The organism is Microbacterium sp. SORGH_AS_0969, from assembly GCF_030818255.1.
In the GTDB taxonomy this organism is placed as follows: Bacteria; Actinomycetota; Actinomycetes; order Actinomycetales; family Microbacteriaceae; genus Microbacterium.
Genome location: NZ_JAUTAG010000001.1, coordinates 1 through 26172, shown reverse-complemented (window position 1 = coordinate 26172; position 26172 = coordinate 1). Strand labels below are relative to the sequence as shown.

The following is a 26172-nucleotide window of genomic DNA, read 5'->3' as shown; positions in this document are numbered from 1 at the left end:
GATGGAACCTGTACGAACGTGCGTCGGATGCCGCGCACGCGCCCCCCGATCTTCGCTTCTGCGTGTGGTCGCGGACGGGTCGGTCCTCGTCAGAGACGAGAGAGCGGTCCTGCCCGGGCGGGGAGCGTGGGTGCACGAGACGGACGCCTGCGTGGGAAAAGCTCTCGCGCGTCGCGCCTTCGTACGAGCATTGCGTGTGTCAGGCCCGCTTGACACGCAGACCTTCGAATCAACCCTCCAGCGAAAAGGCTGAACGGCTATGGACACGAAGTGAACGGCTCGAAATGAGACCCGTCCGCAACTAACGGTCTGCCCTGTCCGGGGTAGGCCCTCAGACAGGAGAATTGTGGCAAAACCACGCGTGCACGAGATCGCTTCCGAGCTCGGCGTCGACAGCAAGGTCGCGCTTGCGAAGCTGAAGGAGCTCGGCGAGTTCGTCAAGAGCCCCTCATCCACCATCGAGCCCCCCGTGGCTCGTAAGCTCCGCGCCGCCCTGGCGGCCGAGGGCTCTTCCGGTTCCTCGGACGCCAAGCCCGCCGCGCCCGCGGCGCGCCCCGGCTCCGGTGCCCGCCCCGGTCCCGCGCGTCCCGCGGCGACCCCCGGCGCGCGTCCCTCGGGCCCGACGCCCGGACCCGCGAAGCCCGCCGCCCCGGCCGCTCCCGCAGCGGCCGCTCCCGCGGCATCCACTCCCGCGCCTTCGGCTCCGGCCGAGAAGACCGCGGCTCCCGCAGCGAAGACGCCGTCCTCGCCGCCGAGCCCCGGCTCCACCGCGCCGAAGCCCGGTCCCGCCGGCAACACCCCCCAGGCTCCGCGCCCGGGCGGCGGTGCCCCGCGCCCCGGCAACAACCCCTTCGCCTCCTCGCAGGGAATGGGCCAGCGTCCCGCCGGCCCCCGTCCGGGCAACAACCCCTTCGCCTCGGCGCAGGGCATGGGCCAGCGTCCGACCCCCGGCAACATCCCGCGTCCGCAGGCGCCGCGTCCCGGTGCTCCGCGTCCCGGCGCCCCGCGTCCCGGTGGCGCCGGTCGTCCCGGTGGCGGCGGTCGTCCCGGCGCTCCGTTCCAGCAGCGTCCCGGCGGTCCCGGTCGTCCCGGCGGTGCCGGCGGCGGTTTCCAGCGCCCCGGTGGCGGTGCTCCCGGCGGCGGCGGTTTCGCCGGTCGTCCCGGTGGCGGCGGTGGCCGTGGCCGTGGTCCCGGCGGTGGCACCGCGGGTGCCTTCGGCAAGGGCGGCGGCAAGTCCAAGCAGCGTAAGTCGCGTCGGGCGAAGCGGCAGGAATTCGAGATGCGGTCGGCGCCGGTCGTCGGCGGCGTCAACGTCTCGAAGGGTAACGGCGAGATCATCCGCCTGCGTCGCGGTGCGTCCATCGCAGACTTCGCGGACAAGCTCGAGGCGCTGCGCGGCTACACCGTGCAGCCCGGCACGCTCGTGACCATTCTGTTCAACCTGGGCGAGATGGCCACCGCGACCGAGTCGCTCGACGAGGCGACCTTCGAGGTTCTCGGCGCCGAGCTCGGCTACAAGATCCAGATGGTCTCGCCCGAGGACGAAGACAAAGAACTCCTCGAGGGCTTCGGTCTCGACCTCGACGCCGAGCTGGAGGCCGAGAGCGAGGACGACCTCGAGATCCGTCCTCCCGTGGTCACCGTCATGGGCCACGTCGACCACGGTAAGACGCGACTGCTCGACGCCATCCGCCAGACCAACGTGGTCGCGGGCGAGGCCGGCGGCATCACGCAGCACATCGGTGCGTACCAGATCTGGACCGAGCACGAGGGCATCGAGCGCGCGATCACCTTCATCGACACCCCGGGTCACGAGGCATTTACCGCCATGCGTGCCCGTGGTGCGCAGGTGACCGACATCGCGATCCTCGTGGTCGCGGCCGACGACGGCATCATGCCCCAGACGGTCGAGGCGCTGAACCACGCCCAGGCGGCGAACGTGCCGATCGTGGTCGCGGTGAACAAGGTCGACAAGCCCGACGCCAACCCGGCCAAGGTGCGCCAGCAGCTCACCGAGTACGGTCTGGTCGCCGAGGAGTACGGCGGCGACGTCATGTTCGTCGACGTCTCGGCTCGCCAGGGCACGAACATCCAGGAGCTCCTGGACGCCGTGCTCCTGACCGCCGACGCCGGCCTCGACCTCACGGCCAACCCGAATAAGGCCGCTCGTGGTGTCGCGATCGAAGCGAAGCTCGACAAGGGCCGCGGTTCGGTTGCCACGGTGCTCATCCAGTCCGGAACGCTGCGCGTCGGCGACGCGATCGTCGCCGGAACGGCGTACGGCCGTGTCCGCGCGATGATGGACGAGAACGGCGAAGCGGTCGAAGAGGCCTACCCGTCGCGTCCCGTGCAGGTGCAGGGTCTCAACTCGGTTCCCCGCGCCGGCGACGTCTTCATCGTCACCGAAGAAGACCGGACCGCGCGCCAGATCGCCGAGAAGCGCGAAGCCGCCGAGCGCAACGCCCAGCTGGCCAAGGCCCGCAAGCGCATCTCGCTCGAGGACTTCACCCGTGCTCTCGAAGAGGGCAAGGTCGAGTCGCTCAACCTCATCATCAAGGGTGACGTGTCGGGTGCCGTCGAGGCCCTCGAAGAGTCGCTGCTCAAAATCGAGGTCGACGACAGCGTTCAGCTGCGCATCATCCACCGCGGTGTGGGTGCGATCACCGAGTCGGACATCAACCTGGCCACGATCGACAACGCGATCGTGATCGGCTTCAACGTCCGTCCCGACACGAAGGCCCGTGAGCGTGCCGCCCGCGAGGGTGTCGACGTGCGGTTCTACTCGGTCATCTACAACGCGATCGACGACGTCGAGCAGTCGCTCAAGGGCCTGCTCAAGCCGGAGTTCGAAGAGGTGCAGTCGGGTGTCGCCGAGATCCGCGAGGTGTTCCGCTCCTCGAAGTTCGGCAACATCGCCGGTGTCATCGTGCGGTCGGGAACGATCACGCGCAACGCCAAGGCTCGCGTCATCCGCGACGGTGTCGTGCTGGCCGACGGCCTGCAGATCGAGTCGCTGCGTCGCTTCAAGGACGACGTCACCGAGGTGCGTACGGACTTCGAGGCCGGTATCGGTCTGGGCAAGTTCAACGACATCCAGATCGGCGACGAGATCGAGACGACGGAACTCGTCGAGAAGCCGCGAGGCTGATCGTCGTGCGGGAGTCGCGCCACTGTGCGCGGCTCCCGCTTCGGCCTGCGGGGGTGTGCATCTCCCCGAGCAGAGCGGGGCCCCTACCCCGATGCTCGTGGAGATGCACACCCCCTCCGGCCTACGCTGGTGCGGCTGCCCGTGACGGGACTCCCGCCCGGCGATGAGCCACGGGGGCACTCGTACTCGCGGCGGTATGAAAAGAAGGAGAAGGCTGTGGCAGGGGAACGACAGGCCCGTGTGGCCGACCGCATCCGCGTGGTGCTCGCGGAGCGCCTCGAGAAGGGGCTGCGCGACCCGCGCCTCGGATTCGTGACGATCACCGACGTGCGCGTCACGGGCGACCTCCAGCATGCGTCGGTGTTCTACACCGTCATGGGCGACGAGGCGCACCGCAACGACACCGCGGCGGCGCTGAAGTCGGCGACCGGCATGCTCCGCAGCGAGGTGGGGAAGAACCTCAACACGCGACTCACCCCGACGCTCGAGTTCATCCTCGACGCGATCCCCGAGAACGCCGACCACATCTCGGCGCTGCTGCGCGAGGCGCGTGAGCGTGACGAGTCCGTCGCGGGTCTCGCGGCTTCCGCCAGCTATGCCGGTGAAGCCGATCCGTACGTGAAGCCGCGCGAGCACGGCGACCTCGACGAAGACGAGGACGACGAGCAGGGCGAGGAGGAGCGCGGCGACCGCGCCTGAACCCGCTGAGACGACGGCCGGATGCCACATCCCGAGGGGATGGCATCCGGCCGTCGTCGTTCGTCCGGGGGCGACCTCCTCCTCAGGGGGGAGGCGCCGGACGAACCCCCGTCCTACGGTCGAGGTATGCACGTGCAGACTCGACCCGATTGGCCGGCGATCGCCGTGTTCGCGGTGACCTCGCTGGTTCTGTCCTGGCTGATCGCTCTTCCCCTGTGGCTGGGAGGTGAGGGGCTTCACGATCCCTTCTTCGGGCTGGTCGCGGCGGGGATGATGTTCACCCCGGCGCTCGCGACCGGTGCGGCTCTTCTCGTGCAGCGGCGCACGCGCGGACGGCGAGGCGCGCGCGTCGTCCTGCGCGAACTCGGGATGTGGCCGCTGCGTCCCGCCGCACGGACGATCTGGACGTGCGTCGCGGTCATCGTCGCCGCTCCCGTCCTCGTGGCGCTCGGGCTCTTCGTGATGTCGGTGACCGGCATCCTGCGTCTCGATCTCGTGGGGTTCTCGGGGTTCGCGCAAACCCTCCAGGCTGCCGTCCCCGCCGGGACGCCCCTCCCGCCCATGGGCGTTCTCGTCGTGGTGCAGCTGGCGACCATCCCGCTCGGGGCGCTGTTCAATGCCCCGCTGGCCTTCGGCGAAGAACTCGGCTGGCGCGGCTGGCTGCTGCCCGCCCTGCGCCCGCTCGGAACCTGGCCCGCGCTTCTCATCTCGGGCGCGTTCTGGGGACTGTGGCACGCGCCGCTGATTCTGCTCGGCTACAACTTCGCCGAGCCGAACGCGCTGGGCGTGCTGCTGATGATCGTCGGCTGCGTGTTGTTCGGGATCCTGCTCGGGTGGACGCGTCTGCGCACCGCCTCGGTGTGGCCGGCGGTGTTCGCGCACGGGGCCTTCAACGCCTCGGCGGGAATGGTCGCGCTCTTCCTCGCCGCGGGCGCGCCCACGCCCCCGTTGATGGTGATGTCGCCCCTCGGCATGGTCATGTGGGGTGTCTTCGCGGTCGTCATCGCCGTGCTGGTGGTGCTCGGGCAGTTCCGTCCCGCGCGCCTGGCGGCCGAGCTCGGCCCCGACCGTGGGCGGGCGACCGCGGGGATCTCGTCGACGGCATCCTGAGTCGCCGGGCCGGGCCGGGCCGGGCCGTCAGGCGGAGTCGGGGGACGACACGCCGCGGGGCAGGGCCCGGTCACGGCGTGTCGGCGACGGACTCCGCGCGACGGTACAGCGCGGCTGCGGCCCCGCCCCCGCGGCTGCGGCCGGACGCCGGGCGGGGAGCGGCGGGACGTCAGCGCGGCAGATGGAGCAGGTCGTCCTCGGCCTCGACGAGACCGTCCGAGATCAGCGAGTCGATCGCGCGGTCGCGTTGGGTCGCGTCCGGCCAGTCGGGCAGCACCGCGAACAGCGGCACGGGAGTCGGCGCCGCCTCCCGCAGGGTCTTGAGCACCGCTCCGCGCGCCTGCCGGTCGCTGCCCTCGTAGGTGGCCTGCTTACGGCGGCGGTCCTCGGACGCGGGGTAGCCGGCCGCGCGCCACGCGCACTGCGCGGCCAGCGGGCAGACATCGCACTTCGGCGATCGGGCCGTGCAGACGATCGCCCCGAGCTCCATCGCGGCGGCGTTCACGACCGCCGCTTCCGCGATGTCGGCGGGGAGTTCGGCATCCATTCGTTCGAGATCGCGCCGGTGCGGCGGGCCCGGTTGCGCGCGACCTTCGACGGCGCGGGCGAGCACGCGCCGGGTGTTGGTGTCGACGACCGGATGCCGATCGCCGTACGCGAAGACCGCGACAGCGCGCGCGGTGTAGTCGCCGATGCCGGTCAGCGCGAGGAGGGCGTCGACGTCCCGCGGGACGACGCCGTCGTGGCGGTCGCGGATCTCGACGGCCGCGCGGTGCAGCCACAGCGCCCGCCGGGGGTAGCCGAGATTCGCCCACCGGGTCACCGCTTCCGCGGGCGGGGAAGCGGCGAGATCGGACGGCGTGGGCCACCGTTCGAGCCACGCCTCAAGGTGCGGGATGACGCGATTCACCGGTGTCTGCTGCAGCATGAACTCGCTGACGAGGGTGCCCCACGCGCCGAACCCTTCGCGGCGCCAGGGGAGGTCGCGCGCCGCGTCGCGGTACCACGCGATGAGCGGGGCGGCGAGTCCTGGCATCCGTCCAGCCTACGGGCGCGCATGGGCCTCGCCCGGTACGCATAAACGGCATCCGCGCACAGAAACACGGGGACAGCGCGTTTCTGTGCGTGGATCGCGTTTATGTGTGTGATCCCGGCGGTCGGGCGGACCGGTGTCGGTGGCCGAAAGTAGGCTGGGAGCATGTCGTCGCCCGAGAATCCCGTCCAGACTCTGCAGCGGAGCCTGCGCGACCTGATGCGGCAGAACGCCCGCGCGGGTCGCGTCGTGGTGGCCGTCGACGGACTGGATGCCGACCGGACGCGGGCTTTCGCCGACGGGTTCGCCGCGGTGCTCGGCGAAGACGGCACACCCGTCCAGCGCGCGAGCGTCGGGGACTCCGAGCCCGACGTCCGCGAGAGAGTCGTCGCGCCCTTCCGCGCGGGCGAGGGCGACGCCGTCCTCGTGGTCGACGGACGTTTCCTCCACGCGCCCGAGCGCCGGGGACTGTGGAACTACTCGGTCTGGCTCGAGAGCAATCCGCCGATCGGCTCGCCGCGCCCCGAGCTCCCCGACGCCGAGAAGCGCTACCTCGCGACCGCGCGGCCCAAGGCGGCCGCCTCGGCGATCGTCGAGAACTCCGACCCGGCGCACCCCGTGCAGGTTTTCGGGGACTTCTGCTGATGGTGCGACCCGGCATCCTCCTGGTCGACAAGCCCGGGGGCATCACCAGCCATGACGTCGTGTCGCGCGCCCGACGCGCGCTCGGGACCCGCAAGATCGGGCACGCCGGCACCCTCGACCCCATGGCGACGGGGCTGCTCGTGCTCGGTGTCGAGGGCGCGACCCGGCTGCTGACCTACATCGTCGGCGCTGACAAGACGTACGAGGCGACGATCCTGCTGGGCGTTTCGACCGACAGTGACGACGCCGACGGGGTCGAGACGTCGCGGACGGATGCCACGGCCGTCACCGACGACGCGATCGCCGCGGGCATCGCCGACCTCACCGGCGAGATCGAGCAGGTGCCGAGCACCGTGTCGGCGATCAAGGTGGCGGGGCGCCGTGCCTACGACCTCGCTCGCGCGGGCGAGGAGGTCGAGCTGAAGGCACGTCGCGTGACGGTGTCGCGGTTCGACGTCCGTGCCACTCGCCGGGGAGAGGCAACCATCGAGCTCGACGTCGTCGTCGACTGCACGAGCGGCACCTACATCCGCGCTCTCGCCCGCGATCTCGGCCGCTCCCTCGGCGTGGGCGGACACTTGACCAGGTTGCGCCGCACGCGCATCGGCGCGTTCGACGTGGCCGCCGCGGCATCCGTCGACGACATCGCCGAGGAGCGGCTCGTGAATCCGGCGACGGCCGCCTCGGTCGTCGTGGGCGCGATCGCCGTCGGCGAAGACGAGGCCCGCGACCTGCGTCACGGTAAGCGCATCGACGGAGGCGGGCGCCTCACCGGCCCTGTGGCCGCCGCGATCGACCCCGACGGGCAGCTCGTCGGCATCGTCGAGAAGCGGGGCGCACAGCTGAAGAGCGTCATGAACATGCCCGAGGAGGTCGCCCGATGATCCTGTGGTTCACGCTCGCGCAGGTGGGCATCGCCGTCCTCGCCGGGATCGTCGCGATCGTCGCGGGGCTCATCGGGCGCCGCCCGGGAGACGTCACCGTCGGCTCGCTCGCTCTCATCGAACTGCTGCTCATCGTGCAGATCGTGGTCGCGATCATCGCGCCGTTCGCGGGGAACCCACCCTCCGGCAGCCTGCTCGAGTTCTGGACGTACCTCGTCTCGGCCGCCCTCGTGCCGGTTGCGGGCGCCGCGTGGGCGCTCATCGAACGCAGCCGGTGGAGCACCGTGATCATGGGGGTCGCCGCCCTGGCGGTCGCCGTGATGGTCTGGCGCATGCACGTGATCTGGACGGTGCAGGTGGCCTGAGGACTCCGGATGCCGCGGCCCGAGGCGGCATGCCGGTATCGGTCCCTTCGACAGGCTCAGGGACCTGGGGCTCGACAGGCTCAGGGACCTGGGGCCCGACAGGCTCAGGGACCTGGGGCGAAGGTGGCCGAGCTCGTCGAAGCCATCGTTCGTGAGGTTCGACATGCGTCGTCGAGGCCCCGCCGGGCGCGGACCGCGCGGGCCAACTAGAATCGTCGAGTCATGGCATCCACCACTCCCACCCGCACCCGGGGGATGACCGGCATCGGCCGTGTCCTCGTCGTCGTCTACGGCATCATGGCGCTCGCCGCCACCGGCCGTTCTTTCGTGCAGATCGCGCGCGAGTTCGACGACGCCCCGCTGGCGTACTCGCTGTCGGCGCTCGCGGCCGTCGTGTACATCCTCGCGACCCTCGCGCTCGTCTTTTCGGCGCGGCCGGCGTGGTACCGCGTGGCGTGGATCGCGATCGGCTTCGAACTCGTCGGCGTGCTCGTCGTGGGGACGCTGAGCCTCGTCGACCCCGCTCTGTTCCAGCATCCGACCGTCTGGTCGGTCTACGGCTACGGTTACCTCTTCATCCCGCTCGTCCTGCCCTTCCTCGGGCTCTGGTGGCTCATACGCCATCGCCGGGCGGCGTCGTGATCGTCTTCCGCGACGCGGCCGAGGTCCCCGCGGATTTCGGACCGTCGGTCGTCGCGATCGGCAAGTTCGACGGCGTGCACACCGGTCACCGCGCGGTGATCGATCGCGCCCGTGTCGACGCCTCCGACGGCGCGAAGGTCGTCGCGGTGACGTTCGACCGCAATCCGCTCAGCGTGCTTCGGCCCGACCGCTGCCCGCCGGATGTGATCGGCCCGCACCAGAAGCTCGACCTACTCGACCGGGCCGGAGTGGATGCCACACTCTTGCTGACCTTCGACGAAGCCCTCGCGGCGATCCCGGCTGAAGAGTTCGCGCGCCGCGTGATCGTCGACGCGCTGCAGGCGCGGACGGTGCTCGTCGGCCGGGACTTCCGCTTCGGCGCGGGGGGTGCGGGCGACCCGGACCTTCTGACCCGTATGGGAGCGGAGCACGGCTTCCGTGTCGACGTGGTCGACGATGTCCGTGCGGTGCACGCCGACCGGCGCGTGTCGTCGACGTGGATACGCGAGGCTCTCTCGGCTGGCGACGTCACCACGGCCGCGCGCTTGCTCGGCCGCGCCCCCTCCGTCTGGGGCGAGGTCGTGCACGGGCTCAAGCGGGGACGCGAACTCGGCTACCCCACGGCGAACCTCTCACCTGACCTCGAGGGATTCGTCCCCGCGGACGGCGTCTACGCCGGGTGGCTCGTCGACGTCGAGGGGGGACGCCGCATCAGCTATCCCGCCGCGATCAGCGTCGGCACCAATCCCACCTTCGATGACGTGCACGCGCGCCAGGTCGAGGCGTACGTCCTCGACGAGACCGGCCTCGACCTCTACGGCCATCACGTCGAGGTGCGTTTCGTGGAGCGCGTGCGCGGGATGGTCGCATTCGACGGCATCGACGCCCTGCTCGTGCAGATGGCCGACGACGTGGAGCGCACGCGGGCGATTCTGCGCTGACGCGACGCGCCCTGACGGGCCGCGCGGGCGTCAGTCGCGACGCGACAGGTGATTCCGGATGCCGAGAAACGACGCCGCGGCCCCGAGCAGCATCAGCACGGCGGTGAACACCGCGGCCCGGTGGAATCCGTCGAGGTCGAGCGAGCCGCTGACGACGGCCGAGACCGCGGCGATCGCGAGCAGTCCCGCGACGCGCGACACGGCGTTGTTCACCGCGGAGGCGATACCGGAGCGCTCGGTCTCGATCGCGCCGAGGACCGCGGCGGTGAGCGGTGACACGGTCGCGGTGAGACCGAGACCGAACAGGACGATGCCCGGAAGCACCTGCGTCCAGTAGTCGAAGTCCGTGCGCACGTTCAGCAGCAAGAGCGCTCCCGCCGCCATCACGAGCGGCCCGAACGTCATGAAGAGACGCGGGCCGTACTTCCCGGCGAGGGCGCCCATCCGCGAGCTCAGCAGGATCATCAGCACCGTGCTCGGGAGGGATGCGAGACCGGCGAGCGTCGCGGGCAGCCCCGCTCCCTGCTGCAGGTAGACGCTGACGACGAAGCCGTTGAGCGAGAGCGCGGCGTAGACGAAGACGGTGGCGAGATTACCGGCCCAGAAGTTGCGGGAGCGGAACAGGCCCAGCGGCATCATCGGTTGCCGAGCGAAGCGCTGGCGCACGAGGAACCCGGAGAACGACAGGATGCCGAGGGCGCCCGGCATCCAGATCACGGGGGAGGACCACCCGAGGTCGGGCTGCTCGATGAGCGCGAAGACGATCCCGCCCAGGCCGGCGGCGCAGAGCACCGCGCCGAGGATGTCGACGCGTGCGTCCGGGCGCCGGTGGTCGGCGTGACCGAGGCGAAGCAGCAACCACAGCGTGACCGCGATCGGCAGCACGTTCACGAGGAACACCAATCGCCACGACAGCGTGTCGACGAAGAGGCCCCCCACGAGCGGACCTGCGAGCATCGCGATCGTGGTGGCACCGGTCCAGATGCCGATCGCCCGGGCCTGCGCGGTGCCGCGGAACGTCGAGGTGATCAGCGCGAGAGAGCTCGGCACGAGGAGAGCGCCGGCGACCCCCTGCAGGGCGCGCGCGACGATGAGGAACTCGGCGGTCGGTGCGGCTGCGATCGCGACGGAGGTGATCCCGAATCCGATCAGGCCGATCCGCAGGACGACCACCCGTCCCAGGACGTCGCTCAGCGAGCCCGCGACCAGGATGAACGCGCCGAGGGTCACGAGGTACGCGTCCACGACCCATTGCTGGGTGCTCAGCCCACCGCCGAGGTCGCGAGCGATAGCGGGCAGGGCGACATTGACGACGGTGCCGTCGAGGAACGACACGAACGACGCGAGCACCGCGATCGTCAGCACGACCCGTTGCTGCTTCGTCATCGTGTCGCTCATCCGTCCAGCGTAGGGTCGTGCCCCGCGGGAGCGTCCGATTTTCGTCCCGATCCTGGAATACCCCCAGGGGGTATCCTGTTCTGTGGGGGAGAACCCCGGGAGGAACCATGGACGGATCGAGGGATGCCGCGACGTCGGGCGCCGATGTCGCGGAGGCGGTGCTCGACATCGAGGGCATGACCTGTGCGAGCTGCGTTGCGCGGGTCGAGAAGCGTCTCGGACGCGTCGAGGGAGTGCGAGCGGCGGTCAATCTCGCGACGGAGACGGCGCGGGTGCAGTACCCGGCCGGGCTCGACACCACGGCGCTCGTCGAGGCCGTGCGTGCCGCGGGGTACGACGCCACCGTGCGGACGCGGGCCGCCTCCCGAGCGACCGGCGAGCCCGTGGCATCCGTTCCGGTGCCCGCGCCCGGCGGAGAGATCGACGCCGTGACGGCGCAGAGCCTCGATGCACCCGACCACGGCACCGGTGCGCTCCCGCACGATGCCCACGGCGCCGACGGCGCTGGTCCCGTCCACGACCACGGCGCGCACGACCACGGCGCCCACGACCACGGCTCCGATCACGGGGGCCACGTCCACGACACCTCCGACGCGCCCGGGTCCACACCGCTGCGGACGCGTCTGCTCGCGTCGGCGGCGATGGCTATCCCGGTGGTCGCGCTGGGCATGGTGCCGGCGTGGCAGTTCCCCGGCTGGCAGTGGGTCTCGCTCGCGTTGACCACGCCCGTGGTGCTGTGGGGCGGGTGGCCGTTCCACCGCGCGACCCTGCGGAACGCTCGCCACGGTGCCGCGACGATGGACACCCTCATCACGCTCGGGACCTTCGCGGCCTACCTGTGGAGCGTCTGGGCGCTCGTCTTCGGAAACGCCGGGCGGATCGGCATCCGTCACGAGGTCATGCTCTTCGGGCCCGTGCACGACGCCAGCGCGGTCGTCTACTTCGAGGTCGCCGCGGCGGTGACGGTGCTCCTGCTGCTCGGTCGCTTCATCGAGCAGCGCTCGACCCGGCGGGCGGGCGCGGCGCTGCGCGCGCTCCTCGACCTCGGCGCGCGCGAGGCCGAACTCGCGGACGGCCGCCGCATCCCGGTGGACGAGCTCAGCGTGGGCGACGTGTTCGTCGTGCGTCCGGGTGCCGTGATCGCCACCGACGGTGTGGTCGTCGACGGGCGGGCCTCGGTCGACGAGAGCATGCTCACCGGTGAGTCCCTGCCGGTCGAGGCGGCCGCGGGATCCACGGTGACCGGCGGGACGATCACCGCCGGTGGCCGACTCACCGTCCGGGCGACCGGGGTCGGCGAAGAGACGCGGCTCGCCCGCATCGCGCGACTCGTCGAGGACGCGCAGCTTGGAAAGAGTCGCGTGCAGCGGCTGGCCGACCGCATCTCGGGCATCTTCGTGCCGGTCGTCATCGTGCTCGCCGTGCTGACTCTCGTCGCGTGGATCCTCGCGGGGCAACCGCTCGCCGCCGGCTTCACCGCTGCGGTGGCCGTGCTCATCATCGCCTGCCCGTGCGCGCTGGGTCTCGCCACGCCCATCGCGATCCTCGTCGGCACCGGGCGGGGAGCGCAGCTGGGTGTCCTCGTCACCGGACCCGAAGCCCTCGAGTCCGCCGAGCGCATCGACACGATCGTGCTCGACAAGACCGGTACCCTGACGAGCGGCCGCATGAGCGTCGCGAACGTCGTCCCCGCGGAGGGGGAGGATGCCACGGACGCGATCGCTCGCGCAGCCGCCGTCGAACGCGGCTCGGAGCACCCGGTGGCCGCGGCGATCGTCGCCGCCGCGGGGGAGGGGCGGACCGCGACCGATCTCGAGGCGATCGCCGGACGCGGGGTGATCGGCACAGTGGACGGAGTCCGCGTGTTCGCGGGGCGTCCCGCCTGGATCGTCGAACGTGGAGGGTTGCTGACCCCCGAGCTGGAGACGGCGGTCGACGCCGCCGAGGAGCGCGGCACGGTCGTGGTCGTGGGGTGGGCGGAAGCCGACGGCGCCCTCCAGGCCCGCGCCGTGATCGAGATCGCCGACACCGTCCGTTCTCAGAGCGCGGAGGCGGTCGCCCGTCTGCGGGAGATGGGTCTCGAACCCGTTCTGCTGACGGGTGACAACGCGCGCATCGCGCAGTCCGTCGCGGCGGAACTCGGCATCGAGAGGGTCCGCGCGGGGGTCCTCCCCGAGGGGAAGGTCGACGAGATCGCGGCTCTGCGGGCCGAGGGGCGCACCGTCGCCATGGTCGGTGACGGGGTCAACGACGCCGCCGCCCTGGCATCCGCGGATCTCGGGATCGCCATGGGCGGGGGAACGGATGCCGCGCTCCACGCGAGCGACATCGCGCTGATGCGCGACGATCCGCGCGGCATCGTCACCGCGGTGGCGTTGAGCCGGCGCACGATGCGGATCATCCGCGGCAACCTGTTCTGGGCGTTCGCGTACAACGTCGCGGCGCTGCCGCTGGCCGCCCTGGGGCTGCTGAACCCGATGATCGCGGGGGCGGCGATGGCGTTCTCGAGCGTGTTCGTCGTGCTGAACAGCCTGCGCCTACGTCGCGCGTCCTGAGCGGGGGTCGCGGCGGGTCTGCTGTCCGGTTTGGGGCGCGTTCCGGCATTTGGGGCGGGGTATTTCGCGCCCCGAACGGCAGAACGCGCCCCGAACCACGTCGCGACCGGCTCAGCTCACGCGCTTCGGCTCTGCGCGCGCTAGAATGATGGCGACCCCGTCACCCGCTGTCTCGCGAGCCGTTCCGGTGTAGACGCGTCGCGGGTCGCCGGTACCGCCGCTCAGGCGGCGTGCCGAGCGACATTCTCCGGGGTCACCGATCCGCCGGCCTCGCGCCGGAACGTCCCGGACAGGTGTCCGGACGACACGCTCAGGAGGAGCATGCCGACCACGGCAACCGCGTCCCGAGGCTCGAGCCAGCGGCGCAGGAAGACCACGTCCTCGCGACGCGACGACGAAGCCCCCGTCATCCCGATCCTGGCGCGCAAGGTGCGCGAGGTCGAGGCCAAGGCCCAACGGGGCAAGCTCGGCCCGACCAACCGGGTGAAGTTCCAGGTGATCGCCTTCCTCGTCCGCGAGGAACGCGCGCGCGTGAAGGCCGACACCGAGATCACCGACGCCGCGCGCGCCGAGCTGCTCAAGCGCCTCGACGGGGTCGCGACGATCCTCGCGAAGACCGCCGCGCGCGACACCTCGCTCATCCAGTTGCTCGAAGTCGATGCGGCCACCTCGCCCGTCGCTCGACGCATGCGCCGGGATTGGCTGCTCGAGTCCGGCGCAGAGCTGCCGCCCGACGAGCTGATCATCACCGACACCGCTCCCCAGGTGGCGCCCGTCGTGCCCGCGGCCCTCGCCGAGAAGCAGGTCATCCCGCCGTCCATCGAGGCGCGGCAGATGGCGAACCCCTTCCTCGCGCCCGACCTCACCCCGCGCTCGACCGGTGACGCCCCGCGCCGCCGCCTCGACGGGTGGGAGCTCATGGGCCCGCTCTACAAGGCGTTCGAGACGGGCGCCGGTGGGTCGGCCGCCAGTATGGACCTCCCGCCCGTCCCCGAGTTCGATCGCGTCTCTCCCCGCGGGCTCGAGGTCATGCCGCACCAGTCGCGCTTCCTCGAGGCCGTGCGCCTGGGGCACCGTTCCTTCCTGCTCGCCGACGAGCCGGGCCTCGGCAAGACCGCCGAGTCGGTGCTCGCGGCCTCGGTCGCCGACGCGTACCCGCTGCTGGTCGTGGTGCCGAACGTCGTCAAGATGAACTGGGCCCGCGAGGTGCAGCGCTGGACGCCGCAGCGCCGCGCCACGGTGATCTCGGGCGGCGGTGCCGACATCGACGCCTTCGCCGATGTCTTCATCGTCAACTACGAGATCCTCGACCGGCACCTGTCGTGGCTCTCGTCGATCGGTCTCAAGGGCGTCGTCGTCGACGAGGCGCACTTCATCAAGAACCTCACGTCGCAGCGTTCGCAGAACGTGCTGGCTCTGGCATCCCGTGTCCGTCAGCAGACCCGCGACCCGCTCATGCTGGCCCTCACCGGCACCCCGCTGATCAACGACGTCGAGGACTTCGACGCGATCTGGCGCTTCCTCGGGTGGACCAACGGCGAGAAGCCCGGTCCCGAGCTGATGGAGAAACTGGATGCCACGGGCCTGACCCCCGCCGACAAGGCGTTCTACCCCGAGGCGCGCGAGGCCGTCATCTCGATGGGAATCGTGCGGCGCAAGAAGAAGGACGTCGCCGCCGATCTGCCCGACAAGCTCGTCGCCGACCTCCCCGTCGAGCTCGACGACGAGTACGGCCGTTCGATCCGGCAGGCCGAGCGCGAACTCGGCGCCCGCCTCGCGGCGAAGTACCGCCGTATCCTCGAGGCGCGTGGCGACCGCGGCCTCGCCCCCGGCGAGATCGACGACGACATCGTCCGTCTCGTGGCGCACGGCGAGCTCGAAGAGAGCAAGGCCGCCGGCTCGGGCAGCGAGAACGTGTTCACGATGGTCCGCCGCATCGGTCAGGCCAAGGCGCACCTCGCGGCCGACTACGCCGTGCAGCTGCAGCGCTCGGTCGGCAAGGTCGTGTTCTTCGCCAAGCACATCGACGTGATGGATGCCGCGGAGGCCCACTTCAAGGCATCCGGGCTGAAGGCGGTGTCGGTGCGGGGCGAGCAGACCTCGACCGCGCGCCAGGCTGCGATCGACGCGTTCAACAGCGATCCCGACGTCGGGATCGCGGTGTGCTCGCTGACCGCCGCGGGCGTCGGCCTGAACATGCAGGCCGCCTCGAACGTCGTGCTCGCGGAGCTGTCGTGGACCGCCGCCGAGCAGACGCAGGCGATCGACCGCGTGCACCGCATCGGCCAGGAGGAGCCCGTCACCGCGTGGCGCATCATCGCCGCGCACACGATCGACACGAAGATCGCCGAGCTCATCGATTCGAAGGAGGGGCTCGCGGCGCGCGCCCTCGACGGCCAGGCGATCGAGCCCGGCTCCAGCGACTCGGTGCAGCTCTCGGCCCTCATGCACCTGCTGCGTCAGGCGCTCGGCGCGGCCTGAGCCCGCTTCGACGGACGCCCCGGGGCTTCGGCCCCGGGGCATCCGCGCATTCGGCGTGGCCGCCATCGCGCCGCCATTGCCCCGCTGCGCTCGGGCGCGAGTCCGTTCGATGTCCGACGCCCTCGCTAAGGTCGGCAGATGACCCTCACCGCCGACACCCTGCTCGCGGGACCACGCGGACGCCGGCTGTGTCTAGAAGTCTTGCGGCTCGCCCCCGACGGGCCGGAGGCACGCGATGCGGCCTGGGCCGTGTCGTGGGCCGCGCAGGCCCTCGACGAGAATCCGGGGACGGTCGTCGCGATCGCCGGAGACGCCTCGTCGTTCACCGAACCCGAGGTGTCGCCCGCCGAGGCCGCCGCCGCGCTGGCACGGGTCGCGATCCCCGAGCTCACCGACGCGCTCCTCTTCACGGCCCTGTCTCTCGCTGTGGACCACGCCGCGTACTGGCAGCCGCCCTCCGGTGAGGACGTCCTGGCCGCGACCGAGGACCTGCGGCCCGTGCTCGAGCGTGTCGCCGCGGCGGTCGCCGGAGCTCCCGGAACCTCGTGGTGGGGGAGCGGGGTCGAGCGGGACACGCAGGCGATGGTGCGCTGGGAGAACTCTCCCGCGTCGATGGAGGCCCCCGAAGAGCTCTCGGCCCGGTGGCGAAGCGAGCAGGTCGAAGAAGAGGTGTCCTTCGCCCGACAGATTGACGACGTCCGTCTCTCCGGCTCGTGGTGGTCGACCCCCGCGTTCGCCCTTCCGCGCTCCACGCGTGTGCGCGGCACGGCGGGGCCGGTCGGCCTCACGCTCGTCGAAGACTCCTGGGGGTGGACCTCCGCACGCGTTCGACCTCTCGCCGCACCGGACGGCGAGGTCATCGAGATCGACGGCCCCGAAGCGTGGGCGGCGCTGTGTCGGCGGCATCCGTTCCCGGTCACCGCGAGCCGACGCAATGTGTGGGGGTGGACGACGGGGCGCGAAGGCATGTGGGTGCAGCCCGACTGGGCGGCCGTCGCCGGTGAAGCCGCGGGGGTGCACCTGAGCGTGAGCGGGTACCTCGCCACGGCCGGTCGGGTCGTCGGCCTCGGCGACCTCGGTGCGAGCACCGTGGCCGGGTGGGGACCCGACGAGACCTTCTGGTTCTCACCAGTCGAACAGTCGGCACCCGAGCAGGAGTGGGTTCGCGACGGTGACAGCTGGAACCGCGCGTGACGGTGGCCGCGTGCCGGCTCGAACAGGGCGGTCGGGCCGGGGTGTCGGCATCCGGGTCGCCGTGTGGCACCGTTCCCGCCCGCGGCGATAGGGTCGAAGACGGCAATGGCGCCTCCCTCCACCCGAACCACAGCACCAGAGGACTCTGCCCATGAAGATCGGCATCCTGACCAGCGGCGGCGACTGCCCCGGTCTCAACGCGGTCATCCGTGGCGTCGTGCTGAAGGGCACGACCAACTACGACATCGAGTTCGTCGGCATCCGTGACGGATGGCGAGGCGTGGTCGACGGCGACTTCTTCCCGCTGACCCGCCACGAGGTGAAGGGTCTGTCGAAGGTCGGCGGCACGATCCTCGGCACCAGCCGTACGAACCCCTACGAGGGCGTGCGCGGCGGTGCCGAGAACATCTCCAAGACGATGTACGGGCACCGGCTCGACGGCATCCTGGCCATCGGTGGCGAGGGGACCCTCGCCGCGGCCGACCGTCTGTCGAAGGACGGCATCAACGTGCTGGGTGTTCCCAAGACGATCGACAACGACCTTCGCGCCACCGACTATTCGTTCGGCTTCGACACGGCCGTGAACATCGCGACGGATGCCATGGACCGCCTCCGCACCACCGGTGACTCGCACCAGCGGTGCATGGTGGCCGAGGTCATGGGGCGTCACGTCGGCTGGATCGCGCTGCACGCCGGTATCGCGGCGGGCGCCCACGTGATCTGCATCCCCGAGGTTCCGATGTCGATCGAAGAGATCGTCGAGCAGGTCACCCGCGCGCACGATCGCGGCCGCGCGCCCCTCGTCGTCGTGTCGGAGGGCTTCAAGCTCAAGGGTATGGACGAGGCCTTCAGCGACAAGGGCCTCGACGCCTTCAACCGCCCCCGCCTCGGCGGCATCGGCGAGCTGCTCGCCCCCGAGATCGAGCGTCTCACCGGAATCGAGACCCGCGCGACGGTCCTCGGACACATTCAGCGCGGCGGCTCGCCCTCGGCGTTCGACCGCGTGCTCGCGACGCGTCTCGGCCTGCACGCCGCCGACGCCCTGCACGAGGGCGCTTGGGGCCAGATGGTCGCGATGCGCGGCACCGACATCGTTCGCGTGCCGTTCGCCGACGCGCTGGGTGAGCTCAACAGCGTTCCTCTGTACCGATACGAAGAGGCCGCGGCGCTGTTCGGCTGAGCCTTTCGCTTCGATGCCCCGTCCCGCTTGGCGCGGGGCGGGGCGTCGCCGTTGGCACGTCCGGCCCCGCCGCTCTTGCGACATCACTGCCTGCGCGTGTCCCACTTTGTGCTGATCCGGCAGCAGATTTCTGCACAAAGTGGGACATCGCCCTCGCCTGGGGAGTGCCGATGCCTTCCTCGCGCCGGGCATGTCCCACTTTGTGCCGGTTCCGGCGCGACTTTCTGCACAAAGTGGGACACGATTCGCGTCAGGGCTGCCAGCCCGCACGCCGGAGCGCCTCGCGCACCTTTCGGACCGCCACTGCGCCATCTCCTCGCGTGTGGTGGAACAGGATGCGGACGTGCTCCCAACCGCACTCCCGAATGGCATCCCAGCGGTCGGCGTCCCGAGCGAACTGGCGCATGTCCTCGGCATGGACGCGCCCGTCGTACTCGACGGCCACCCTCCACGAGGGATACGCGAGATCGAGCTCGGCGACGAAGGTCCCGCTCGCATCACGGAGAACCACGGAGATCTCGGGTTCCGGGAGAGAGTGACGGATCAGCAGCAACCGTAGCCGTGTCTCAGAGGCGGAGCGCGGACCGAAGCGACTGAGGCTGAGGGCCCGCGTGAGGAGGAGCTTCCGCGTGTCGCCCATGCGCGCGATCTCCGCGGCGAGTTCGTCCGCCTCGATTCGTGGCACGGCGTCCGTGAGGAGGAAATCCGCGGCTGCGACGAGGTCGTCGATTCTCCACAGCGTCCCGCATTGCCGCCACGCACGCACGGGATGCTCGACCGGCCAGCCACGCCGCGTCAGGAGCGTCGCGGCATCCCGTGCCTGCAGACGGTGTCCGAGGATGCCGTTCACGCGGGGCTCGCGAACTGGACGATGAGCCGACACGTGGATGCCGGGGACGAAAGGGAAAGGCGGAAGCGGCACGCCAAGCAGCCCCAGCGCCGTCTCGTGGCTGAAGAACTGCCCGCTCCGGAGCAGAGGGACGTACTCCGCCGCGCGTGCCTCGAGGTCGTCCACTGCGGGCGGTGCAGCGGATGAGCGGACGCCACTGTACGGCGCCCTGACACCGACGTGACGCAGCGCGAAGCGGGAGCGGCCCGAGGCCACGGCATCCCGAACGGAGAAGATGCGAGGTTCGTCGACCATCCGCCGAGCATGGCGGTGTTGCGCGTGCCGCTGCTCACCCGATCGCGTTATCCGTGGATGACCTCTTCTATCGCCGCGCGGGGGAGGAACAGCGGTTCCGACGGCTCATGTCCCACTTTGTGCAGAAAGGAGGCTCCGTATCTGCACAAATGGGGACACGCTGAGCGCACTGTCAAAACCATGTCCCATTTTGTGCGGGAAGGAGGCTCCAGATCTGCACAAAGTGGGACATGCAGCCGCCGGACGCGGTCGCAGCGGTCGCCCCGCTTACTCGGCCAGCCCCAGCACGTCCAGCAGCCAGGCCAGCTCGAACGAGCGCTCGCGCCACGCGTTGTAGCGGCCGCTGACGCCGCCGTGGCCGGCGACCATCTCGCACTTCAGCAGGGCGTCGGCGCCGACCTCGCGCAGGCGCTGGACCCACTTCGCGGGCTCGACGTACAGCACGCGCGTGTCGTTGAGCGATGTGACCGCGAGGATGCGCGGGTACTCCACGCCCTCGCGCACGTTCTCGTACGGCGAGTACGACTTCATGTACGCGTACACGTCGGCGTCGTGCAGCGGGTCGCCCCACTCGTCCCACTCGATGACGGTGAGGGGGAGCGACGGGTCGAGGATCGTGGTCAGCGCGTCCACGAACGGCACGTCGGCGAGGATGCCGGCGAACAGCTCCGGCGCGAGGTTCGCCACGGCGCCCATGAGCAGGCCGCCGGCGCTGCCGCCCTCGGCGACGATGCGATCGGGGGTCGTGTAGCCCTCGGACACCAGATGGCGCCCCGCGGCGACGAAGTCGGTGAACGTGTTGCGCTTGGCGAGGAGCTTGCCGTCCTCGTACCACTGGCGCCCCATCTCTCCGCCGCCGCGCACGTGCGCCACCGCGAAGATCACGCCACGGTCCAGCAGTGACAGGCGCGGCACCGAGAATCCGGGCTCGATGGAGTGCTCGTACGAGCCGTACCCGTAGAGGTGCACCGGTCGCGGTGTCGAGCCGGGCTCGCCGAACGAGCGCTTCCACACGAGCGACACGGGCACTCGCGTGCCGTCGTCGGCGGGTGCCCAGACGCGGGCCTGCCCGTAGTCGGCGGGGTCGAAGCCGCCGAGGACAGGCTGTCGCTTGCGCAGGAGCAGCTCGCCGGTCGCGATGACGTAGTCGTACACGGTGCCGGGGGTCACGAACGAGCCGTAGCCCAGGCGCAGGACGGGCGGTGCCCACTCGGGGTTGCCGCCGGTCCCGACGCTGTAGAGAGGCTCATCGAACGCGATCTCGTCGACCGCTCCGTCGGCGTACGAGAGCAGGCCGAGGCGGGCGAGACCGTCGCGCCGGTAGGCGACGACACCCCAGTCGCGGAAGGTGTCGACACCGAGCAGGCGCTGGCCCACGCGATGCGGGATCACGACCTCGCGCGGTCCCTCGGGATCGGATGCCGAGACCCGGACCAGCTCGAAATCGAGAGCTCCGTCGTTGTGGAGGATGTACAGCACGTCTTCGCCGTCGACGACCGCGTGGTCGACCGAGTACTCGACGCCCTCGCGCCGCGGCCAGACGACGCGGGCTTCGCCGCGCAGGTCGTCAGCATCGATCAGGCGATCCTCCGAGGTGATCGACGATCCGACGCCGATGACGAGATACCGGTCGCTGCGCGTGAAGTCGGCGCCGACCCAGTACCGCTCGTCGGGTTCGTGGAACAGCTGCACGTCGGCATCCACCGCCGTGCCGATCTCGTGCAGCCAGACGGTGTCGGGACGCCACGCGTCGTCGACGGTGGTGTAGACGATGAAGCGTCCATCGGGGGAGAACGTCGCCCCCGAGAACGTGCCGGGGATCTCGTCGGGGAGCGTCTCGCCCGTGATCAGGTCGCGCACACGCACGGTGTACCGTTCGTCGCCGGCGACGTCGATGCCGTAGAGCATGCGCGTGCCGTCGTTCGAGATCTCGAAGCTGCCGAGCGAGAAGAAGTCGGTGCCCTCGGCCTCGACGTTGCCGTCGAAGAGGACCTGCTCGCCGGCGACGGGTTCGTCGGGCGAGAGCTGCGGCGGGGTCCAGTCGTCGGGCGCGGTCAGGGGAGCGCGGCACTGGATGCCGTACTGGGCACCGGCCACCGTGCGTCCGTAGTACCACCAGTCGCCGCGACGAACGGGGACGGACAGGTCGGTCTCGAGCGTGCGTCCCTTGATCTCGCCGAAGATCTCGTCGCGGAGGGATGCCAGGTGCGCGGTGCGCGCGTCGGTGTAGGCGTTCTCGGCCTCGAGGTGCGCCACGACCTCGGCGTCGTCCTTCGCGCGCAGCCATTCGTAGGGATCGTCGAACGTGTCACCATGGTGCGAGCGGGGGACGGGACGACGGGCGGCGACGGGCGGAACGGACGAAACGTCGATATCGGTCACCCCTTTACGGTAGTCGGCCGCACCGACACTCCGCCTGGGCGTTCCCCAGCCGGGAAGAACCTGCGGATGCCGCGGCCTCGGGCCGCCCGGTTTGACCGTCGTGGTCGCCGGTGACATGATTTCCACGCGACCTCGGTGAACGGGTGTCGAACTCCAGGTGAACTCTTCGTTCGTCGCGCCGATCCCGTCGGCATCCCTTCTTCCTCCTCACGGAAAGCGAACGGTGGAGAGCGCAGCCCTCGTCATCGTGCTGGTCATCGGCCTGGCACTGTTCTTCGATTTCACCAACGGATTCCACGACACCGCGAACGCGATGGCCACGCCCATCGCCACCGGTGCGCTGAAACCGAAGGTCGCCGTCCTCCTCGCGGCCTGTCTGAACCTGGTCGGCGCTTTCCTGTCGACCGAGGTGGCGAAGACCATCTCGGGAGGCATGATCCGCGAGGATCAGCTCTCGCCCGAGATCTTCCCGCCGATCATCTTCGCGGGCCTGATCGGCGCGATCACCTGGAACATGCTGACGTGGCTGCTGGGGCTTCCCTCCAGCTCCTCGCACGCGCTGTTCGGCGGTCTCATCGGCGCGACCCTCGTGGGCGTCGGCGTCTCGGCCATCGACACGGGCGTCGTGCTCAGCAAGGTCATCCTCCCCGCCCTCATCGCGCCGCTCACGGCCGGCATCATCGCGTTCACGGTCACCAAGATCGCGTACGGCGTCACCCGCCGGTACGACACGAAGGCCGACGGCCGCGACGGCTTCCGCTGGGGGCAGATCTTCACCTCGTCGCTCGTGGCGCTGGCGCACGGCACCAACGACGCGCAGAAGACGATGGGCGTCATCACCCTCGCCCTCATCACGGTCGGGTGGCAGTCGGCATCCGATCCGGATCCGCACATCTGGGTCGTGTTCGCGTGCGCCATCACGATCGCCCTCGGCACCTACATGGGCGGTTGGCGCATCATCCGCACCCTCGGCAAGGGGCTCACCGACGTCAAGCCGGCCCAGGGCTTCTCGGCCGAGACGTCGACGGCGGCGACCATCCTGGCATCCAGCGCCCTCGGCTTCGCCCTCTCGACCACGCAGGTCGCGTCCGGCTCGGTCATCGGCTCCGGCCTCGGGCGCCGCGGATCGACGGTGCGCTGGAACACCGTCGGCCGCATCATGATCGGCTGGGTCCTGACGCTCCCCGCCGCGGGTGCGGTGGGCGCCGCGGCCGCGCTCATCGTGGTGTGGCTGGGCGGCTGGGGTGTCGCGGTCGACGCGGTGATCGCCGTCGCGATCATCCTCGGCCTCTTCCTCCGCTCGCGCCGCGACTCGGTCACCTCGGCCAACGCGATGAGCGAGGTCGCCGACTCGGGAGCCGCCGTCAAGGTGCCGCGCAAGCCCGGCCCGACGCGTCGCCAACGCCGTCTCGAGCGCTCCGGGAAGGACGACGCGTGACCATCGACTGGGAAGCCTTCCTCCACGTCTTCGTCGCCGCCATCATCGGCGCCTCGATCGTGGTGACCTTCTACGCCCTCGGGCTGCGCCTGCTCGTGCGCGGCGGGCGCCCGCCCCTGGTCGCGCCGGTCGAGTTCACGGATGCCATCACCGTGCTCACCGACAAGCAGCGGCGCCGCGCCGAGAAGGCGGCGGCCAAGGCGGCGGCGCGCAATCCGCTTAGCGACGGGCAGAAGCGCATTGCTCTCGTCGGTGCGTACCTGTGTTTCGGGGTGTGCGCCGCGGCCGTCCTCGGCGCCCTGCTGCTGATCCTCTTCAACCACTGACGGTGCGCTCGCGGATCGCGTGTCGGAGGCCTCTTCTAGGCTGAGCCCATGGCATCCGTGCAGTTCGGTCAGCACGCGCCCGCGCGGCGTGTGATCCTCCACCTCAGCGACACCCATCTGCTGGGCGGCGATCGCCTGCTCGGCGAGCGGTACGACACCGCCGCGAACCTGCGCCGGACCCTGGATGCCGCCGAGGCCACCGGCGTCCGTCCCGACGCCGTCGTGTTCACGGGTGATCTCGCCGACCTCGGCGAGCCGGAGGCGTACCGGGCGCTGCGCGCGGCGGTCGAGCCGTGGGCCGAGCGCCTCGGAGCGCCGGTCGTCTGGGTCGCGGGAAACCACGATGAACGCCCCGCGCTGCGCGCCGGTCTCCTCGACGGAGAGCCGTCGCTCGAGCCCGTGACCGGCGTGTGGGACCTCGACGGACTCCGTATCATCGCGCTGGACTCGACCGTGCCGGGCTGGCACCACGGCGACCTCGACGCCGAGCAGCTGGAGTGGTTGCGCGGCGAACTCGCGACCCCCGCACCCCTCGGCACGATCCTCGCCCTGCACCACCCGCCGCTCCCGACGCACATCCCCTTCTTCGACATCCTGGAGCTCCGCGACCAACCCCGACTCGCGGCGGCGATCGCGGGCAGCGACGTCCGTACGATCCTCGCCGGGCACCTGCACTACTCGACGTCGGGAACGTTCGCGGGCGTGCCCGTGAGTGTCGCGGCCGCGTCCTGCTACACGATGGATCTCGCCCGCCCGGCCGACGAGGTCAACGGCATGGATGCCGGCCAGTCCTTCCACCTCGTGCACGTCTGGGACGACACGATCACCCACGCCGTCGTCCCGGTGGTCGACGCCGACACCTCGGGCTACTTCACGCCCGCGTGGGTCGAGGAGATGGCTGCCCTCACCCCCGAGGGGCGGCTCGAGGCCTTCTCGCGCAAGCGCTGAGGGCGGTGCCGGTCACGGTTCCGCGCCGTGCCGGCCGCCACACCGCCGCCGCGCCCGCCGATGCCGAGCGCCGCGCCCGGCCGCCGCTGCCCACCGAGCCGACCGCTTCGCCCGCCATGTCCGAGCGCAGCGCCCGCAACCGACACCGCGGACGGTCCGAGGATGCCGACAGGCCGTCGCGTCCAGGGGTGCTCGTGATTCCGGTGGTTAGGCTCGTGGCATCCCCTTTCACGTGACCCCACAAGGACGACACATGACTCTGGACGCAAAGACGCGTACCCGCACCGAGACCGACTCCCTGGGAACGCTCGAGATCCCCCTCGACGCGTATTGGGGCATCCACACCGCCCGCGCGCTGGAGAACTTCCCGATCGCCAAGCGGCCGATCTCGGTGTACCCCGACCTGGTCCGCGCCCTCGCCATGGTCAAGCAGGCCTCGGCCCGCGCCAACCGCGAGATCGGCGTGCTCGACCCGGCGAAGGCCGACCTCATCGACCGCGCCGCACAGCGAGTGATCGACGGCGAGTTCCACGACGAGTTCGCGGTGGGCGTCATCCAGGGCGGCGCCGGCACCTCGACCAATATGAACGCGAACGAGGTCATCACCAACATCGCGCTCGAGATGGCGGGGCGCGAGAAGGGCGATTACGCGTTCCTCTCGCCGATCGACGACACCAACCGCAGTCAGTCGACGAACGACGTTTACCCGACCGCGATCAAGATCGGGCTCGCCCTCACGCTGAAGAGCCTTCTCGAAGAGCTGGCGCTGCTGCGTCAGTCGTTCCTCACCAAGGCCGACGAGTTCCACGACGTCCTCAAGGTCGGCCGCACGCAGCTGCAGGATGCCGTGCCCATGACGCTGGGGCAGGAGTTCCACGGCTTCGCCACGACGCTCGGCGAGGACTACAGCCGCCTGACCGAGAACGCCTACCTGCTCTACGAGATCAACATGGGGGCCACAGCCATCGGCACGGGCATCACCGCCCACGCCGGCTACGGCAAGGCCGTTCTCCGGCACCTGCGCGAGATCACGGGCCTCGATCTCGAGACCGCGACCGACCTCGTCGAGTCGACGAGCGACACGGGCGCTTTCATGTCGTTCTCGTCGTCGCTGAAGCGCAACGCGATCAAGCTCTCGAAGATCTGCAACGACCTGCGCCTGCTCTCGAGCGGTCCGCAGGCGGGCCTGGGCGAGATCAACCTCCCGCCGCGCCAGGCGGGTTCGAGCATCATGCCCGGCAAGGTGAACCCCGTCATCCCCGAGGTCGTCAATCAGGTCGCGTTCTCTGTGGTCGGCGCCGACATGACCGTGACGATGGCGGTCGAGGGTGGCCAGCTGCAGCTCAACGCCTTCGAGCCGGTCATCGCGCACTCGATCTACCAGTCGATCACGTGGATGCGCCAGGCGATGTGGACGCTCCGCGTCAACTGCGTCGACGGAATCACGGCGAACCGCGAGCGCTTGGGTGCGATGGTCGGTTCCTCGGTCGGCGTCGTCACCGCCCTCACGCCGTTCATCGGCTACGCGGCGGCTGCGGCGCTCGCGAAGACGGCCCTGCTCACGCACCGCAACGTCGCCGACCTCGTCGTCGAGGCGGGGCTCATGTCTCGCGAAGAGGTCACCAAGCAGTTGTCGCCCGCGCGGCTGTCGGGCCTTCA

General features: G+C 70.5%; 21 protein-coding genes. 17 read left to right on the top strand and 4 right to left on the bottom strand.

Annotated features, from left to right (window positions below; all coding sequences use genetic code 11):
• Nucleotide 1: 1 nt before the first annotated feature.
• The 4 genes from QE388_RS00105 to QE388_RS00090 all read left to right on the top strand — a co-directional run bounded on the left by QE388_RS00105 (nucleotide 2) and on the right by QE388_RS00090 (nucleotide 4957).
• The gene (locus tag QE388_RS00105) at nucleotides 2-253 is read left to right on the top strand and encodes a YlxR family protein (RefSeq protein WP_275796524.1); all 252 of its coding nucleotides are present in this window, start codon (nucleotides 2-4) and stop codon (nucleotides 251-253) included.
• Between the two features lie 93 nt (nucleotides 254-346).
• On the top strand, nucleotides 347-3148 hold the full coding sequence (infB, locus tag QE388_RS00100; RefSeq protein WP_307381970.1) for a translation initiation factor IF-2: 2802 nt from the start codon (nucleotides 347-349) through the stop codon (nucleotides 3146-3148).
• A gap of 216 nt (nucleotides 3149-3364) precedes the next feature.
• On the top strand, nucleotides 3365-3847 hold the full coding sequence (rbfA, locus tag QE388_RS00095) for a 30S ribosome-binding factor RbfA (protein ID WP_307381968.1): 483 nt from the start codon (nucleotides 3365-3367) through the stop codon (nucleotides 3845-3847).
• 126 nt (nucleotides 3848-3973) lie between these two features.
• Nucleotides 3974-4957 (top strand): CPBP family intramembrane glutamic endopeptidase, encoded by a 984-nt coding sequence (locus QE388_RS00090; RefSeq protein WP_307381966.1) that lies wholly within the window; start codon nucleotides 3974-3976, stop codon nucleotides 4955-4957.
• Nucleotides 4958-5126: 169 nt separating this feature from the next.
• Here the strand turns inward: QE388_RS00090 and QE388_RS00085 are convergent, their stop codons facing one another.
• Nucleotides 5127-5993: an A/G-specific adenine glycosylase gene (locus tag QE388_RS00085; protein WP_307381964.1), complete on the bottom strand. Its 867-nt coding sequence runs from the start codon at nucleotides 5991-5993 to the stop codon at nucleotides 5127-5129.
• Between the two features lie 162 nt (nucleotides 5994-6155).
• Here QE388_RS00085 and QE388_RS00080 point away from each other — a divergent pair, with 162 nt between their 5' ends.
• The 5 genes from QE388_RS00080 to QE388_RS00060 all read left to right on the top strand — a co-directional run bounded on the left by QE388_RS00080 (nucleotide 6156) and on the right by QE388_RS00060 (nucleotide 9467).
• On the top strand, nucleotides 6156-6635 hold the full coding sequence (locus tag QE388_RS00080) for a hypothetical protein (RefSeq protein WP_307381962.1): 480 nt from the start codon (nucleotides 6156-6158) through the stop codon (nucleotides 6633-6635).
• Nucleotides 6635-7519, top strand: coding sequence for a tRNA pseudouridine(55) synthase TruB (gene truB, locus QE388_RS00075; RefSeq protein ID WP_307381960.1), 885 nt, complete (start codon nucleotides 6635-6637; stop codon nucleotides 7517-7519). The genes QE388_RS00080 and truB overlap by 1 nt, the downstream gene beginning before the upstream one ends.
• On the top strand, nucleotides 7516-7884 hold the full coding sequence (locus QE388_RS00070; RefSeq protein ID WP_307381957.1) for a hypothetical protein: 369 nt from the start codon (nucleotides 7516-7518) through the stop codon (nucleotides 7882-7884). Before truB ends, QE388_RS00070 begins: the two co-directional genes overlap by 4 nt.
• A 222-nt stretch (nucleotides 7885-8106) precedes the next feature.
• A complete protein-coding gene (locus QE388_RS00065) occupies nucleotides 8107-8526 on the top strand; it encodes a hypothetical protein (protein WP_307381955.1) in 420 nt (139 codons plus the stop codon).
• The gene (locus QE388_RS00060) at nucleotides 8523-9467 is read left to right on the top strand and encodes a bifunctional riboflavin kinase/FAD synthetase (protein ID WP_058597695.1); all 945 of its coding nucleotides are present in this window, start codon (nucleotides 8523-8525) and stop codon (nucleotides 9465-9467) included. Before QE388_RS00065 ends, QE388_RS00060 begins: the two co-directional genes overlap by 4 nt.
• 30 nt (nucleotides 9468-9497) lie before the next feature.
• On the opposite strand, the gene QE388_RS00055 is transcribed toward QE388_RS00060, so the two are convergent.
• Nucleotides 9498-10865 (bottom strand): MFS transporter, encoded by a 1368-nt coding sequence (locus QE388_RS00055; RefSeq protein ID WP_307381952.1) that lies wholly within the window; start codon nucleotides 10863-10865, stop codon nucleotides 9498-9500.
• Nucleotides 10866-10972: 107 nt separating this feature from the next.
• Here QE388_RS00055 and QE388_RS00050 point away from each other — a divergent pair, with 107 nt between their 5' ends.
• From QE388_RS00050 to QE388_RS00035, 4 genes are all read left to right on the top strand, one after another.
• Nucleotides 10973-13420 (top strand): heavy metal translocating P-type ATPase, encoded by a 2448-nt coding sequence (locus tag QE388_RS00050; protein ID WP_307381949.1) that lies wholly within the window; start codon nucleotides 10973-10975, stop codon nucleotides 13418-13420.
• 321 nt (nucleotides 13421-13741) lie between these two features.
• Nucleotides 13742-15901, top strand: coding sequence for a DEAD/DEAH box helicase (locus QE388_RS00045; protein ID WP_307381946.1), 2160 nt, complete (start codon nucleotides 13742-13744; stop codon nucleotides 15899-15901).
• A 138-nt stretch (nucleotides 15902-16039) separates the two neighbouring features.
• Nucleotides 16040-17095, top strand: coding sequence for a hypothetical protein (locus tag QE388_RS00040; RefSeq protein ID WP_307381944.1), 1056 nt, complete (start codon nucleotides 16040-16042; stop codon nucleotides 17093-17095).
• A 151-nt stretch (nucleotides 17096-17246) separates the two neighbouring features.
• Nucleotides 17247-18275, top strand: a complete 1029-nt coding sequence (locus tag QE388_RS00035) for a 6-phosphofructokinase (RefSeq protein ID WP_275800055.1) — start codon at nucleotides 17247-17249, stop codon at nucleotides 18273-18275.
• 250 nt (nucleotides 18276-18525) lie between these two features.
• Here QE388_RS00035 and QE388_RS00030 read toward each other — a convergent pair whose 3' ends face one another.
• Both QE388_RS00030 and QE388_RS00025 read right to left on the bottom strand, forming a co-directional pair.
• Entirely contained in the window at nucleotides 18526-19419 is an 894-nt protein-coding gene (locus QE388_RS00030; protein ID WP_307381941.1) for a hypothetical protein, read from the bottom strand.
• A 267-nt stretch (nucleotides 19420-19686) separates the two neighbouring features.
• Nucleotides 19687-21801: a S9 family peptidase gene (locus tag QE388_RS00025; protein ID WP_307381939.1), complete on the bottom strand. Its 2115-nt coding sequence runs from the start codon at nucleotides 21799-21801 to the stop codon at nucleotides 19687-19689.
• A 223-nt stretch (nucleotides 21802-22024) separates the two neighbouring features.
• Between QE388_RS00025 and QE388_RS00020 the strand changes: the two genes are divergently transcribed.
• The 4 genes from QE388_RS00020 to QE388_RS00005 form a co-directional block, all read left to right on the top strand.
• Nucleotides 22025-23239: an inorganic phosphate transporter gene (locus tag QE388_RS00020; protein ID WP_058597707.1), complete on the top strand. Its 1215-nt coding sequence runs from the start codon at nucleotides 22025-22027 to the stop codon at nucleotides 23237-23239.
• Nucleotides 23236-23565, top strand: a complete 330-nt coding sequence (locus QE388_RS00015) for a peptidase (protein WP_275800051.1) — start codon at nucleotides 23236-23238, stop codon at nucleotides 23563-23565. The genes QE388_RS00020 and QE388_RS00015 overlap by 4 nt, the downstream gene beginning before the upstream one ends.
• A 48-nt stretch (nucleotides 23566-23613) precedes the next feature.
• Nucleotides 23614-24513, top strand: a complete 900-nt coding sequence (locus QE388_RS00010) for a phosphodiesterase (protein WP_307381938.1) — start codon at nucleotides 23614-23616, stop codon at nucleotides 24511-24513.
• A 253-nt stretch (nucleotides 24514-24766) separates the two neighbouring features.
• Nucleotides 24767-26172: aspartate ammonia-lyase (locus QE388_RS00005; protein WP_307381937.1), on the top strand; the 1406-nt coding region annotated here is incomplete at its 3' end.